This is a genomic window from Pseudomonas sp. ANT_H4, from assembly GCF_008369295.1.
GTDB lineage: Bacteria > Pseudomonadota > Gammaproteobacteria > Pseudomonadales > Pseudomonadaceae > Aquipseudomonas.
Map to the genome: position 1 here is coordinate 382,398 of NZ_VOBG01000001.1, position 14,065 is coordinate 396,462.

14 protein-coding genes and 1 pseudogene are annotated in these 14,065 nt (G+C 60.4%); 5 read left to right on the forward strand and 10 right to left on the reverse strand.

The genetic code is table 11. From position 1 onward, the window contains the following. Nucleotides 1-573, forward strand: a complete 573-nt coding sequence (locus FQ182_RS01835; RefSeq protein ID WP_149412583.1) for a xanthine phosphoribosyltransferase — start codon at nt 1-3, stop codon at nt 571-573. Nucleotides 574-685: 112 nt separating this feature from the next. Here the strand turns inward: FQ182_RS01835 and FQ182_RS01840 are convergent, their stop codons facing one another. The 6 genes from FQ182_RS01840 to dadA all read right to left on the reverse strand — a co-directional run bounded on the left by FQ182_RS01840 (nt 686) and on the right by dadA (nt 6,784). Next, on the reverse strand, nt 686-2,608 hold the full coding sequence (locus FQ182_RS01840; protein ID WP_149412582.1) for an acetyl-CoA hydrolase/transferase C-terminal domain-containing protein: 1,923 nt from the start codon (nt 2,606-2,608) through the stop codon (nt 686-688). 138 nt (nt 2,609-2,746) lie between these two features. Further along, nucleotides 2,747-3,157, reverse strand: coding sequence for a cytochrome c5 family protein (locus FQ182_RS01845; RefSeq protein WP_306108722.1), 411 nt, complete (start codon nt 3,155-3,157; stop codon nt 2,747-2,749). A gap of 181 nt (nt 3,158-3,338) precedes the next feature. Beyond that, entirely contained in the window at nt 3,339-3,887 is a 549-nt protein-coding gene (locus FQ182_RS01850; protein WP_149412581.1) for a cupin domain-containing protein, read from the reverse strand. A 115-nt stretch (nt 3,888-4,002) separates the two neighbouring features. Beyond that, nucleotides 4,003-5,076, reverse strand: a complete 1,074-nt coding sequence (gene alr / locus FQ182_RS01855; RefSeq protein WP_149412580.1) for an alanine racemase — start codon at nt 5,074-5,076, stop codon at nt 4,003-4,005. 78 nt (nt 5,077-5,154) lie between these two features. After that, a complete protein-coding gene (locus tag FQ182_RS01860; protein WP_133100782.1) occupies nt 5,155-5,508 on the reverse strand; it encodes a RidA family protein in 354 nt (117 codons plus the stop codon). After that, the gene (dadA, locus tag FQ182_RS01865; protein WP_149412579.1) at nt 5,480-6,784 is read right to left on the reverse strand and encodes a D-amino acid dehydrogenase; all 1,305 of its coding nucleotides are present in this window, start codon (nt 6,782-6,784) and stop codon (nt 5,480-5,482) included. Before dadA ends, FQ182_RS01860 begins: the two co-directional genes overlap by 29 nt. A gap of 156 nt (nt 6,785-6,940) precedes the next feature. On the opposite strand from dadA, the gene FQ182_RS01870 reads away from it, so the two are divergent. Then, on the forward strand, nt 6,941-7,429 hold the full coding sequence (locus FQ182_RS01870; protein ID WP_003177284.1) for an Lrp/AsnC ligand binding domain-containing protein: 489 nt from the start codon (nt 6,941-6,943) through the stop codon (nt 7,427-7,429). An 8-nt stretch (nt 7,430-7,437) separates the two neighbouring features. On the opposite strand, the gene FQ182_RS01875 is transcribed toward FQ182_RS01870, so the two are convergent. Continuing rightward, nucleotides 7,438-7,791 (reverse strand): YkgJ family cysteine cluster protein, encoded by a 354-nt coding sequence (locus FQ182_RS01875; RefSeq protein WP_149412596.1) that lies wholly within the window; start codon nt 7,789-7,791, stop codon nt 7,438-7,440. Between the two features lie 115 nt (nt 7,792-7,906). Here FQ182_RS01875 and FQ182_RS01880 point away from each other — a divergent pair, with 115 nt between their 5' ends. Next, nucleotides 7,907-9,199, forward strand: a complete 1,293-nt coding sequence (locus FQ182_RS01880) for an FAD-binding oxidoreductase (RefSeq protein ID WP_149412578.1) — start codon at nt 7,907-7,909, stop codon at nt 9,197-9,199. A gap of 3 nt (nt 9,200-9,202) precedes the next feature. On the opposite strand, the gene FQ182_RS01885 is transcribed toward FQ182_RS01880, so the two are convergent. Further along, complete coding sequence (locus FQ182_RS01885; protein WP_149412595.1) at nt 9,203-9,448, reverse strand: DUF1127 domain-containing protein; 246 nt, start codon at nt 9,446-9,448, stop codon at nt 9,203-9,205. A 166-nt stretch (nt 9,449-9,614) separates the two neighbouring features. Here FQ182_RS01885 and FQ182_RS01890 point away from each other — a divergent pair, with 166 nt between their 5' ends. Beyond that, the gene (locus tag FQ182_RS01890; RefSeq protein ID WP_149412577.1) at nt 9,615-11,048 is read left to right on the forward strand and encodes a PLP-dependent aminotransferase family protein; all 1,434 of its coding nucleotides are present in this window, start codon (nt 9,615-9,617) and stop codon (nt 11,046-11,048) included. Between the two features lie 62 nt (nt 11,049-11,110). Further along, complete coding sequence (locus FQ182_RS01895; protein ID WP_149412576.1) at nt 11,111-12,673, forward strand: phospholipase D family protein; 1,563 nt, start codon at nt 11,111-11,113, stop codon at nt 12,671-12,673. An 87-nt stretch (nt 12,674-12,760) separates the two neighbouring features. On the opposite strand, the gene FQ182_RS01900 is transcribed toward FQ182_RS01895, so the two are convergent. Further along, nucleotides 12,761-13,903, reverse strand: coding sequence for an MFS transporter (locus tag FQ182_RS01900; protein WP_149412575.1), 1,143 nt, complete (start codon nt 13,901-13,903; stop codon nt 12,761-12,763). A 41-nt stretch (nt 13,904-13,944) separates the two neighbouring features. Beyond that, nucleotides 13,945-14,025: pseudogene (locus FQ182_RS30130) on the reverse strand (outer membrane lipoprotein carrier protein LolA); the annotation flags it as partial. Nucleotides 14,026-14,065: the final 40 nt, after the last annotated feature.

Here is a 14,065-nt window from a genome sequence, read left to right on the forward strand (position 1 = left end):
GTGGAAGCACTGCACAAGAAAATTCGCGAAGAAGGCATCGTGCTTTCCGATCACGTACTCAAGGTCGACGCCTTTTTGAACCACCAGATCGACCCGGCCCTGATGAAGCTGATCGGCGACGAATTCGCCGCACGGTTCAAGGATTCGGGCATCACCAAGATCGTCACCATCGAAGCGTCGGGCATTGCCCCAGCGATCATGACAGGCCTGAACCTGGGCGTGCCGGTGATCTTCGCCCGCAAGCAGCAGTCCCTGACGCTCACCGAAAACCTGCTGTCGGCGACGGTGTACTCCTTCACCAAGAAGGTGGAAAGCACCGTGGCGATCTCGCCGCGCCACCTGACCAGCAGCGACCGCGTGCTGATCATCGATGACTTCCTGGCCAACGGTAAGGCGTCCCAAGCGCTGATCTCAATCATCAAACAGGCCGGCGCGACCGTGGCCGGCTTGGGGATCGTGATCGAGAAGTCGTTCCAGGGTGGCCGTGCGGAACTGGATGCGCAGGGTTACCGGGTTGAATCGCTGGCTCGGGTGCAGTCGTTGGCGGGTGGCGTCGTAACCTTCATCGAATAATCGACGCCCCCACATACTGTAGGAGCGAGCTTGCTCGCGAAAAACGTCCAGACAACGCGCTCATCCAGAATGCCAGCGTTATCGTTAACGTTCTTCGCGAGCAAGCTCGCTCCTACAGTGACGTCGCCTGAAGCCCTGCCAACAGCAGTCGCTGATACAAGTCCTCTTTCAACCCCTCCGGCTTGGCCAACCCCATCCGCTCCAGATGCAGGGGGAACGCCTTCGGCTCCGGTGCATCCAGCGCCGCCTTGCCCAGCTCCAGAATCTCCGTCAGTTTGAATTTGCTCTTGAGCCAGTTCAACGCCCGCAGCAAATCCCGCTCCTCATCAGTGAAATCACTGCCCAGCGGATATTCCGGAAATAACCGCGCATGCCGGGCCTGGACTGCCTGCAAACGCTCTGGCGTATTGTCGGCAAAGCGCGGGGCCAGTTGGAAATCCTTGGACAACTTGCCCGCTTTTTGCGCCCATTCGATCAGGTCGACCTGGAACCGCGAGTCGGTGATATTCAGCAGCGCCTCAATCACCTTGGCGTCAGTCTGCCCGCGCAAGTCGGCGATGCCATATTCGGTGATGACAATGTCCCGCAAGTGCCGGGGAATAGTGCAATGGCCATATTCCCAGACGATGTTGGAGCTGACCTCACCTGCCGATTCACGCCAGCTACGCAGGATCAGGATCGAGCGCGCGCCCTCCAGCGCATGGCCTTGAGCGACAAAGTTGTATTGCCCGCCCACACCGCTGAGCACACGGCCATCTTCCAATTGGTCTGCCACACCCGCGCCCATCAGGGTCACGGTAAATGCGCTGTTGATAAACCGCGCATCCAGGCGCTGCAAACGCTTGAGTTGTTCCTGCCCGTACAGCTCGTTGATGTAGCTAATGCGGGTCATGTTGAATTCCAGGCGCTTGCTCTGGGGCAAGTCCCGCAACCGCTCATAAAAACTGCGCGGCCCCAAGAAGAAGCCGCCGTGCACCGAAATACCATCTGGCTGCGCCGCCTCATCCAGGGTGCCGGCATTGGCCTGCTCCTGAGTCGCAACGTCCGGATAGACCTTGCGCCGGACGATGCCCGCATCGGCCAGTACCAGCAAGCCATTGACAAACATTTCGCTGCAACCGTAGAGGCCCCGAGCAAACGGCTCGACCCCACCTTCGCGACTGATCAGCGGCGCCCATTGGTATACGTCCAGGTCGGTGAGCAACAGCCGATAGGACTCGTTATCCGCCTGGCGCGCCAACAGTGCGGCGGTCAGCGCATCGCCCATGGAGCCGATGCCGATCTGCAAGGTGCCGCCGTCACGCACCAGGGTGCTGGCGTGCAGGCCGATAAAGTGATCCTGGAACCCCACCGGCATGTTCGGGGTGGAAAACAGCGTGGTGCTGTCCTTCTCGTCGATCAGGAGATCGAACTGATCCATGCCCAGCTCTGCATCGCCGGGCATGTAGGGCAAGTCGTTGTGGACCTGGCCGACCACCAGGATGGTTTCCCCGGCCGCGCGCCGCTTGGCGATCATCGGCAGCAGGTCGAGGGTGATGTCGGGGTTGCAGCTCAGGCTCAAGCGGTCCGGGTGTTCGCTGCTGCTGGCCACCAGTTGCGCCACCAGGTTCAAGCCAGCGGCGTTGATGTCGCGGGCGGCATGGCTGTAGTTGCTGCTGACATAGTCCTGCTGGGCCGAAGCGCTGTGGAGCAGGCTGCCGGGCTGCAGGAAGAACTGTTGCACATGGATGTTGGCCGGCAGGCTGTCCTTGTGCAGGTCGGCGAGGAAGTCCAGCTCGGGATAATCACCGAAGACTCGCTCGATAAAGGGTTCGAGGAAGCGCTTTTGCAAACCGTCACCCAAGGTCGGGCGGCCCAGGCTCAGGGCGGTGTAGATCGTCAGTGCGCGATCGGGCAGCTTGGCGATGCGACGGTACAGCGCATTGGCAAACAGATTGGGTTTGCCCAGGCCCAAGGGCATACCCATGTGAATATGCGCCGGCAACCGCGCCAGTACGTCATCCACCGCTTGCTCGATTGAACACAACTGCACCATCGGACTTCTCCCGAACATTCCATGAATTGGGGTTGGGCCGAGCTTGCCGGGTCTTTGCCGTAAAGAACAGCCTCGAAAGGCAAATCGCGCTCACAAAAAAGCCGCTCGCAAGCGGCTTTTTTGACGAAGATCGGTTTTTTACAAACCGGACATCTCCTTGATTGCACCCTTGAGGTCGTCATCCGAGCAATCGGAGCATGTCCCTTTAGGTGGCATTGCGTTGATGCCGGTGATGGCTTTGGCCAGGATGCCATCAAGGCCGCCCTGATGGTCGGCGCGCTCTTTCCAGGCAGCTTTATCACCGACTTTCGGCGCGCCCAACAGGCCGGTGCCGTGGCAAGCATTACAATGCTTGGCAACGATATCCGCCGGCGTTTTTGCTCCGCCGCCGCCCGCAGCCACAGCAACTTCCATCCCCTTGCATTCTTCGCCCTGAACACAGACCTTCCCGACGGGTTCAAGACGCTTGGCAATATCATCATTGGTCGCAGCTTGAGCGCTGACAGCCCAAAGGGCCAGTACGGCTGCTGGTGCGGCCAGCATTTTCATAATTAGGTTCACGCGTTCACCCTCATGGTGGCTATTCACGCCTGCGGCCACGGTTTCGCAGGCGGCGAAAGTATAACGGTTAGCCCGCCTCACTGAAACAACCCTATTGTCGAAGGGGAGATTCATCACGACGGAATACTGCTTCGGGTATCGCTGCAATACAGGCAGGATGCCTCTTTTCTTAAAAGTTCGCGGGTGTGGCTGCGCTGATTAGTCGCGCCGGCACATCGAACGGATTACGAAAACGGTGTGGCTTGGTGCTTTCAAAGTAGTAGCTGTCGCCGGCTTCGAGCACAAAAGTTTCAAGACCGACCACCAGTTCCAGGCGTCCTTCTACCAGGATTCCGGTTTCCTCGCCCTCGTGGGTGAGCATTTCCTCGCCGGTGTCGGCGCCTGGCGGGTAAATCTCGTTGAGAAACGCAATGGCCCGGCTTGGATACGCTCGGCCCACCAGTTTCATTGTCACCGCGCCATCGGAGATGTCGATCAGCTCATTGGCTTTATAGACGATCTGGGTCGGTTTTTCCTGGAGGATCTCCTCGGAAAAGAACTCGACCATGGACATGGGAATGCCGCCCAGCACCTTTCGCAAGGAGCTGATGGAAGGGCTGACACTGTTTTTCTCGATCATCGAAATAGTGCTGTTGGTGACGCCCGCGCGCTTGGCAAGCTCTCGCTGGGAAAGACCTTTCAGCTTACGGATGGATTGCAGTCGTTCGCCGACGTCCAATGCTGGAGCCTCCTAGATTCAGGCGTTATTGTAATTGAGCGTTATCATGGCGACAGCGTTCAGTATTTACAACACTTGGGCCTAAATCCTGGCGCCCTCAGTTCGTCGCCGACGGCTAAACGCCGCAATAGAGCCGTGGCACTCGACGCAGGTTGCAAAAAATCTGATACGGGATGGTGTCAGCAGCAGCAGCAACCTCACTGGCGAGAATGTTTTTGCCCCATAACTCGACGGTGGAACCCAGACCGGCTTCAGCGACATCGGTCAGGTCGACACACAGCATGTCCATCGACACGCGACCGAGCAATTGGCTGCGCTGGCCAGCGACCAGTACGGGTGTGCCGGTCGGAGCGTGGCGTGGATAACCGTCTGCATAGCCCATGGCAACCACGCCGATGCGCATCGGCTTCTGAGTCACGAACCTGGCACCATAGCCCACCGGTTCTCCGGCCGGCAGTTCGCGTACACAAATGACTTTCGATTCCAGAGTCATGACTGGCTGCAAACGCGCATCGATCGCCTGGCCTTCACCAAATGGCGTGGCGCCATACAGCATGAGGCCTGGGCGAACCCAATCGCTGGAAACGTTCGGCCAGCCCATCAGCGATGGCGAGTTGCGCAGGCTGACCTGGGCCGACAAGCCTTGGCTAGCCGCCGTGAATACAGCGACCTGCTCTTCGCTGCTCGTGCTGTCCAGCTCGTCTGCACGGGCGAAATGGCTCATCAACACGATCTTCGCCACTTTGCCGCTGGCCAACAGACGCTGGTAAGCGTCGTGATAGTCCTTGGGATGCAGGCCAACCCGGTGCATGCCCGAGTCCAGCTTCAGCCAGACCGTGAGCGGTTTGCTCAAGGTCGCTTGCTCAATCGCCTCCAACTGCCACAACGAATGCACCACGCACCAGAAATCATGCTCGATGATCAGCGGCAGTTCATCGGCTTCGAAAAAACCTTCCAGCAGCAACACCGGCGCACGAATGCCGGCGGCCCGCAGCTCCAGCGCTTCCTCGATGCAGGCGACGGCAAAGCCATCGGCTTGCCCCTCCAACGCCTGGGCACAGCGCACGGCGCCATGCCCGTAGGCATCAGCCTTGATCACGGCGAGGGCCTTGGCCCCACTGATTTCGCGAGCCAGTTGGTAGTTGTGGCGCAGGGCTTGAAGGTCGATCAGGGCACGGGCAGGACGCATGGCGGCAGGCTTCTAGGCGGCTTGGGGAAGAAAATCGGCACCAACTGACAGCGTCGGCACCGGGAAAGGGATCAAGGTTTAAGGCAAAGCGGCCACGACCGACAGCTCAACCAGAATTTCCGGTTCGCAGAGCTTCGACTCAACCGTCGCACGGGCCGGGGCAACACCTTTTGGCAGCCACTTGTCCCACACCGCGTTCATGCCGGCGAAATCGGCGTCAATGTCTTTCAGGTAGATCGTCACCGACAGCAGCTTGCTTTTGTCGGTACCGGCCAGATCCAGCAAACGCTCGATGTTGGCGAGGGTTTCACGGGTCTGCTGTTCAATCCCGGCACTCATGTTGTCGCCGACTTGCCCTGCCAGGTACACCGTACCGCTGTGGACAACGATCTGGCTCATGCGCTCATTGGTGAGCTGGCGCTGGATTGACATGTTTTGCGGACTCCTGGTGGTGGTTGCCGTAACGGGAAATATCGAGGCCTTCGGCACTGATTTGCGGTGTTTTCTTCGCCATCAAATCGGCCAGCAGACGACCAGAGCCACAGGCCATGGTCCAGCCGAGGGTGCCGTGGCCAGTATTCAGGAACAGGTTTTTGAACGGCGTGCCGCCAACAATCGGCGTGCCGTCCGGGGTGGTCGGACGAAGGCCGGTCCAGAATGTGGCTTCGGTCAAATCACCGCCCTGAGGATAAAGGTCGTTGACGATCATCTCCAGGGTTTCACGCCGACGCGGGTTCAGCGACAGGTCAAAACCGGCGATTTCAGCCATGCCGCCGACGCGGATGCGGTTGTCGAAACGGGTGATCGCCACCTTGTAGGTTTCGTCGAGAATGGTCGAGGTCGGGGACATTGCCGGGTTGGTGATCGGCACGGTCAGGGAGTAACCCTTGAGCGGATACACCGGCGCCTTGATCCCCAGCGGCTTGAGCAACTGCGGCGAGTAACTGCCCAGGGCCAGGACGTAGCGGTCGGCGGTTTCCAGCTTGCCGTCGATCCAGACGCCGTTGATGCGATCACCAGCCTGGTCCAGGCGCTGAATATCTTGTTCAAAGCGGAACTCGACGCCCAGCTGGATGGCCATTTCCGCCAGGCGGGTGGTGAACATCTGGCAGTCACCGGTCTGGTCATTGGGCAAGCGCAGGGCGCCGGCCAGGATATCGGTGACGCCGGCCAGGGCGGGCTCGACGCGAGCGATACCGGCACGGTCCAGCAGCTCGAAAGGCACGCCAGACTCCTTCAAGACGGCGATATCCTTGGCGGCGCCATCGAGCTGGGCCTGGGTGCGGAACAATTGCGTGGTACCCAGGCGGCGACCTTCGTAGGCAATGCCGGTTTCGGTGCGCAATTCGTCGAGGCAATCGCGGCTGTACTCAGACAGGCGGACCATGCGCTCCTTGTTCACCGCATAACGGTTGGCGGTGCAGTTACGCAGCATCTGCGCCATCCACAGGTATTGATCGATATCGGCGGTGGCCTTGATCGCCAGCGGCGCGTGGCGTTGCAGCAGCCACTTGATGGCCTTGAGCGGCACACCCGGCGCGGCCCACGGCGAGGCGTAGCCAGGTGAGACCTGCCCGGCGTTGGCGAAACTGGTCTCCATGGCAACAGCCGGCTGACGGTCGACCACAACCACCTCGAAACCGGCCCGCGCCAAATAGTAGGCACTGGCCACACCAATGACACCGCTACCCAAGACCAGAACACGCATTTTTATATCCTCATCGCGGCTTGACCGCTGACGTTTATTGTTCAGCACAAAGATGTTTGCAGTATAAAAAGCATTCGCCAGTGCATTTCACTATATAACTGCCTATATTTGGCGAGAATTCTCGGCAAAAACCCTTTTCACGGAGGCGCATCCCCTATGCGTACCAACACCCAGACCAAACGGGAGCTGGACAAGATCGATCGCAACATCCTGCGCATCCTGCAAGCTGACGGGCGAATTTCCTTCACCGAGTTGGGAGAAAAGGTCGGACTGTCGACCACGCCCTGCACCGAGCGGGTTCGGCGCCTGGAGCGTGAAGGGATCATCATGGGCTACAACGCCCGGCTTAATCCCCAGCACTTGAAGGGTAGCCTGCTGGTGTTTGTCGAGATCAGCCTCGACTACAAATCAGGCGATACCTTCGAAGAATTCCGACGAGCCGTGCTGAAACTGCCTCATGTGTTGGAGTGCCACCTGGTGTCGGGGGATTTCGACTACCTGGTAAAGGCGCGGATTTCCGAGATGGCCTCGTACCGCAAACTGCTGGGCGACATCCTGCTCAAACTGCCCCATGTGCGGGAGTCCAAGAGCTATATCGTGATGGAAGAGGTGAAGGAGAGTTTGAGTTTACCCATACCGGATTGAAGAGCGGACTAAACCAGCACTTGCCGCGTCGTCGCCATGTACTCATGAATCTGCTTCTCCACCCGTGGATGGATCATCTCCACCGGGCCGCGGCCATTGGGGCATGGCAGGGTCGGCGTAGTACCGAACAGTCGGCAGATCAGCGGCCGCTCGCCGTAGACGGTGCAGCCATTGGGGCCCAGGTGCACGCAGTTCAGTTCGTCCATCGCGGCGTCCTGTTCGGCAGCCGTCTTACGGGGCAGACGGGACATTTCCTCGGTTGAGGTGGTCACCGGCCCACAGCAGTCGTGGCAACCCGGGACGCACTCAAACGAGGGGATTTGCTGACGCAGCGTGCGAATTTTCTGACTGTTGCAACTCATCGAAACAGGTACCGAACGGCGAATAGGCATGGATTCTGCCTTAAAAACCCTCGGTGAGACAGCTTCGTCCGACCGCTGTATCCTGCGTCACATTTTCCAAACACGGATGCCTCCCATGACAGCCAGTGCCCGGCACACCGCTTCCTACTATGCAGCCAGCAGCTTGCCGCAACCCGATCATCCGGTGCTTGTAGGAGAAGTGGTGGCCGATGTGTGCGTGGTTGGTGGCGGTTTTTCCGGGCTCAACACCGCCCTGGAGTTGGCCGAACGAGGCTTGAGCGTGGTGCTGCTGGAAGCGCACAAGATCGGCTGGGGCGCCAGCGGTCGAAATGGCGGGCAGTTGATTCGCGGCGTTGGTCACGGCCTGGATCAGTTTTCCAATGTCATCGGCACCGACGGCGTGCGGCAGATGAAGCTAATGGGCCTGGAAGCCGTGGAGATTGTGCGCCAGCGGGTCGAGCGTTTCCAGATCGACTGTGACCTGACCTGGGGCTACTGCGACCTGGCCAACAAACCCCGCGACCTGGAAGTCCTGAGCGCCGATGTCGACGAACTGCGCAGCCTGGGCTATCGCCATGAACTGCGTCTGCTGCAAGCCGGGGAGATACGCAGCGTGGTGGGTTCCGACCGGTATGTCGGCGGGATGATCGACATGGGCTCCGGGCATCTGCATCCGCTTAACCTGGCCCTCGGCGAAGCTGCTGTCGCCCAGCGACTGGGGGTGAAGCTGTTCGAACAATCGCAAGTGGTGCGTATCGACTATGGCCCGGAAGTCAAAGTCCACACCGCCCAAGGCTGCGTGCGGGCCAAGACCCTGGTGCTGGGCTGCAATGCCTATCTGAACGACCTCAATGCGCAACTGAGCGGCAAGGTACTGCCCGCCGGCAGTTACATCATCGCCACCGAACCCTTGAGCGAAGCGCAAGCCGCTGACCTGCTGCCGCAGAACATGGCGGTGTGTGACCAGCGGGTAACCGTGGATTACTTCCGGCTGTCGGCGGACCGGCGCCTACTGTTCGGCGGTGCCTGTCACTATTCCGGCCGCGATCCCCAGGACATCGGTGCCTATATGCGGCCGAAGATGCTGCAAGTGTTCCCGCAACTGGCTGGCGTAAAAATCGATTACCAATGGGGCGGCATGATCGGCATCGGCGCCAACCGTTTGCCGCAGATCGGTCGGCTGGCTGATCAGCCTAACGTGTATTACGCCCAGGCCTACGCCGGCCATGGGCTCAACGCCACCCACCTGGCGGGCAAGCTGTTGGCCGAAGCCATCAGCGGCCAGCAAAGTGGTGGCTTTGATCTGTTTGCCAAGGTGCCGCACATGACCTTCCCCGGCGGCAAGCATTTGCGCTCGCCGCTGTTGGCGCTGGGAATGCTCTGGCACCGGCTCAAAGAGTTGGTGTAACCCTTACCCGCGCCAGAACGGCTTCAATCCTTCCCGTCGCGCCTGCCCGGGGCTCAAGCCGATATCGCGCAACTGCTCCGCGGTCAGCTCCAACAGTGCCTTGCGCGTGTGCCGACGGTGCCAGAAAAGGGCCCAGCGGCTGAGGAAGGAAGGTGCATTGCGGCGGATGCACACGCCCGTCGCCCGCTCCTGCCCTGCTGCCAGCTCCTGACTGTGTAGCGCCAGCCGTACATCGCTCAAGCCGTTCATTTTGCTGCCCCTCATCTACCTGTTGCCATGAGTGACCATGATGAGTCGAGCGTCGAAACCAATACAGATCCAAACAGCCAGCATTAAATCCATACAGATACTGCCTATCTTTGACTGAATCGTGTATTTTCGCTTCATCTGTACTGGTTAACCGGGAGCAAACGTCATGACCCTCTATGTAAACCTCGCCGAACTGCTGGGCACTCGCATCGAACAGGGCTTCTACCGCCCCGGCGACCGGCTGCCCTCGGTACGGGCCTTGAGTGTCGAACACGGGGTCAGCCTGAGCACTGTGCAGCAGGCCTATCGGCTGCTGGAAGACAACGGCCTGGCGATGCCAAAGCCTAAATCCGGTTACTTCGTGCCCGTGGGCCGAGAGCTACCGGCATTGCCAGCGGTGGGCCGCCCGGCCCAGCGCCCGGTGGAAATATCTCAGTGGGACCAAGTACTGGAACTGATCCGCGCCGTCCCGCGCAAAGACGTCATACAGATGGGCCGGGGCATGCCGGATGTTCTGTCACCCACCATGAAACCTCTGCTGCGCAGCCTGGCGCAGGTCAGCCGCCGACAGGATATGCCCGGCCTGTATTACGACAACATCTACGGCTACCTGGAGCTGCGCGAGCAGATTGCCCGCTTGCTGCTGGACTCTGGCTGCCAACTGAGCGCCCAGGACCTGGTGATCACCACTGGCTGCCATGAGGCGCTGTCCACCAGCATCCGCGCCACTTGCGAGCCGGGCGATATCGTTGCAGTTGACTCGCCGAGCTTCCACGGTGCCATGCAGACCCTCAAGGGCGCGGGCATGAAAGCCCTGGAAATCCCTACCGACCCGTTGACCGGCATCAGCCTCGAAGCCCTGGAGCTGGCGCTGGAGCAGTGGCCGATCAAGGCCATACAGTTGACGCCTAACTGCAACAACCCGCTGGGCTACATCATGCCGGAGTCACGCAAACGGGCGCTGCTGACACTGGCCCAGCGCTTTGACGTGGCGATCATTGAGGACGATGTATATGGCGAACTGGCCTACAGCTACCCGCGACCGAGAACCATCAAATCCTTCGACGACGATGGCCGCGTCCTGCTGTGCAGTTCCTTCTCGAAAACCTTGGCGCCGGGCCTGCGGATCGGCTGGGTAGCGCCGGGCCGTTATCTGGAACGGGTGCTGCACATGAAATACATCAGCACCGGCTCCACCGCCACCCAACCACAGATCGCCATTGCCGAATTTCTCAAAAATGGGCATTTCGAACCTCATTTGCGGCGGATGCGCACTCAATACCAACGTAATCGCGACCTGATGCTCGACTGGGTCAGCCGCTACTTCCCGACCGGCACCCGCGCCAGCCGCCCCCAAGGCAGCTTCCTGTTGTGGGTGGAGTTGCCGGAGGGGTTCGACACCCTGAAGCTCAATCGGGTGCTGATCGACCAAGGCGTGCAGATTGCTGTGGGAAGTATCTTTTCCGCCTCAGGCAAATACCGTAACTGCCTGCGGATGAACTACGCTGCCAAGCCAACGCCGCAGATTGAAGAGGCGGTGCGCAAGGTCGGTGCGGCGGCCATCAAGTTGCTGGCCGAAACGGAGCAAGGCCTGGACTGACCTTTCGCGGAAAATTACCGTCATATGGCGATAACCGCCCTGATTCGGAACCCACACCCTTGATGAGCCAACGGCTTTTAGCGCTTTTCCTGCTGGGATTCCTGGGCGTGGCCGGTTGCGCCACCGTGAATGTGCCGCGTACACCCAGCCAAGCCATGCCAGCGATCGACTCCTCCTTCGGCCGCTCGATCCAGGCCCAGGCCGCGCCGTACCAGGGCCGCTCTGGATTTCGCCTGCTGCCCAACAGCAGCGAAGCGTTCATGGCCCGCGCCGAACTGATCCGCAACGCCCAGACCAGCATCGACCTGCAGTACTACATCGTTCATGACGGCATCAGCACGCGGATGCTGGTGGAGGAACTGCTCAAAGCCGCTGACCGTGGCGTGCGGGTGCGTATCCTGCTGGATGACACCACCAGCGATGGCCTGGACGAGATCATCGCCACCCTCGCCGCCCACCCGCAGATCCAGATTCGCCTGTTCAACCCGCTGCACCTGGGCCGCAGCACCGGAGTGACTCGGGCCATGGGCCGGCTGTTCAACCTGTCGCTGCAACACCGGCGCATGCACAACAAGCTGTGGCTGGCGGACAACAGCGTGGCCATCGTCGGTGGACGCAACCTGGGGGATGAGTATTTCGATGCCGAACCCAACCTGAACTTCACCGATATCGACATGCTCAGCGTCGGGCCGGTGGCCGAGCAACTGGGCCACAGCTTCGATCAGTACTGGAACAGCGCCCTGAGCAAACCGATTGACGAATTCATCTCCACTGCGCCTTCCTCGCGCGACCTGGCCGCCGCCCGCTTGCGCCTGGAAGAATCCCTGGCCGAGTCCCGCCAGCAAAACCACGCACTCTATCGCCGCCTGATGGCCTACAAAACCCAGCCGCGCATGGACATCTGGCGCCGCGAGCTGATCTGGGCGTGGAACCAGGCTTTATGGGATGCGCCGAGCAAAGTCCTGGCTAAGGCCGATCCCGATCCACGGCTGCTGCTGACCACGCAACTGGCACCGGAAATGGAAGGCGTCAGCCACGAACTGATGATGATTTCAGCCTACTTCGTGCCCGGCCAACCTGGCTTGCTGTACCTGACCGGCCGGGCCGACGCGGGTGTATCGGTAAGCCTGCTGACCAACTCCCTGGAAGCCACCGACGTGCCAGCGGTGCACGGTGGCTACGCGCCCTACCGCAAGGCGTTGCTGGAGCATGGAGTGAAGCTGTACGAGCTGCGCCGTCAACCGGGAGGCGGCGGCAGTGGCCCGCATCTGTTGCGCAGCGGTTCATTCCAGGGCTCGGATTCCAGCCTGCACAGCAAGGCGATCATCTTTGACCGGAAAAAATCGTTTATCGGCTCCTTCAACTTCGACCCGCGTTCAGTGCTGTGGAACACCGAAGTCGGCGTGTTAGTGGACAGCCCAGAGCTGGCCGAACACGTGCGCAACCTGGCGCTGGAAGGCATGGCGCCGGCTTTGAGTTATCAAGCCAAGCTGCAGGATGGGCAAGTGGTGTGGGTGACGGAAGATAACGGCCAGCTGCATACGCTGCCCCGTGAGCCGGGGAGCTGGTGGCGCAGGTTCAATGCCTGGTTCGCCACCACTGTTGGCCTGGAGCGCATGTTGTAGCGAGCTTGCTCGCGAAAAACCCGAGAGCGCGGCGTTCATTCAGGCAGCAAACGTTATCGTTGACGACCATCGCGAGCAAGCTTGCTCCTACACGGACTGTGTAGCGCCAAATGCGCCTTGGCGCAGCAGCAAAATCACCAGCCCAAACGCCCCCGCCGCCATCAGCAATGGCAGCGCATGCCCGCTAACCCACTGGCTGCCTGCGCCGGCCACCAGTGGCCCGATCAAGCAGCCGATCCCCCACAACTGCGCGATATGGGCATTGGCGCGCACCAGCGCATCGTCGCGGTAGCGCTCGCCGATCAGGATCAACGATAAGGTGAACAGGCCACCGGCACTGGCACCAAACAGCACCCACACCGGCCAGATCAGCAATGTATCCAGCAGCAGCGGAATCGCCAGGCTCGACCCCAGCAACAGCAGTGCGCAACCCATAAACAGGGTGCGCCGGGGCAGGTAATCGGCCAGCGCACCAATCGGCAATTGCAGCAGTGCATCGCCCACTACCACCGTACTGACCATGGCCAGGGCAATCTCGGCCGTGAAACCTTGTTGCAGGCAATACACCGGTAGCAGCGTAAGAATCATCGCCTCGAAGGCAGCGAACAAGGCCACCGCCCAGGCAATTGCTGGCAAGCCCTGGCAGAAGCGCAGCAAGTCGCCAAAGGTCACACTGAGGGATTCGGCGGTCGGTGCCCCTGATCGACCCAAAAGCACTATCGGTGAGACGGTCAGCAAGCCCACGCCGACCCAGAAGCCAATGTCGTTATCCGTGCCCAGCGCGCCCAGCAACAGCGGCCCCGACAGCTGGCTCAGGGCATAGCTGCAGCCATACAGCGCCACCAGCCGCCCTCGCCATTGCTCCACCACCAGTTGGTTGATCCAACTTTCGCCGAGGATGAACACAATGGTCAGGATCACCCCGATCATCAGGCGCAGCACCAGCCACACCGGATAGCTGGGCAATACCGCCAGCAAGCCGATGGAAATCGCACCGGCCCACAGGCACAGACGCATCAGGTTCGCCGTGCCCAACCGCGAGGCCAGGCCACTGGACACCTTGGCCCCCAACAACACACCGAAGGCCGGCATCGCCGCCATGACACCGATAGCAAAGCTGCCGTAGCCCCAGCTTTCCAGGCGCAGGGACACCAGCGGCATGCTCATGCCCAGAGCGAGGCCGACGCTCAACACTGAGGCCAGGACGGCGAAGTAAGTCGCCCAACGCATTTACATGCTCCTGTGGATAATTATTTTTCAGACCGTAAACGAACTGTAGGAGCGAGCTTGCTCGCGAAAAACCTGAGAGTGCTGCGTGCATTCAGCATGCCCGCGTCATCGTTCAAGTCCATCGCGAGCAAGCTCGCTCCTACAGGGGATCGCCGGGGTTAC

Coding starts and splice junctions, on each gene's coding strand:
- FQ182_RS01870 (WP_003177284.1), top strand. CDS start 6,941: ATGCGTACCAACACCCAGACCAAACGGGAGCTGGACAAGATCGATCGC.
- FQ182_RS01840 (WP_149412582.1), bottom strand. CDS start 2,608: ATGGTGCAGTTGTGTTCAATCGAGCAAGCGGTGGATGACGTACTGGCG.
- dadA (WP_149412579.1), bottom strand. CDS start 6,784: ATGCGTGTTCTGGTCTTGGGTAGCGGTGTCATTGGTGTGGCCAGTGCC.
- alr (WP_149412580.1), bottom strand. CDS start 5,076: ATGCGTCCTGCCCGTGCCCTGATCGACCTTCAAGCCCTGCGCCACAAC.
- FQ182_RS01880 (WP_149412578.1), top strand. CDS start 7,907: ATGACAGCCAGTGCCCGGCACACCGCTTCCTACTATGCAGCCAGCAGC.
- FQ182_RS01860 (WP_133100782.1), bottom strand. CDS start 5,508: ATGTCAATCCAGCGCCAGCTCACCAATGAGCGCATGAGCCAGATCGTT.
- FQ182_RS01885 (WP_149412595.1), bottom strand. CDS start 9,448: ATGAACGGCTTGAGCGATGTACGGCTGGCGCTACACAGTCAGGAGCTG.
- FQ182_RS01875 (WP_149412596.1), bottom strand. CDS start 7,791: ATGAGTTGCAACAGTCAGAAAATTCGCACGCTGCGTCAGCAAATCCCC.
- FQ182_RS01845 (WP_306108722.1), bottom strand. CDS start 3,157: ATGAAAATGCTGGCCGCACCAGCAGCCGTACTGGCCCTTTGGGCTGTC.
- FQ182_RS01890 (WP_149412577.1), top strand. CDS start 9,615: ATGACCCTCTATGTAAACCTCGCCGAACTGCTGGGCACTCGCATCGAA.
- FQ182_RS01895 (WP_149412576.1), top strand. CDS start 11,111: ATGAGCCAACGGCTTTTAGCGCTTTTCCTGCTGGGATTCCTGGGCGTG.
- FQ182_RS01900 (WP_149412575.1), bottom strand. CDS start 13,903: ATGCGTTGGGCGACTTACTTCGCCGTCCTGGCCTCAGTGTTGAGCGTC.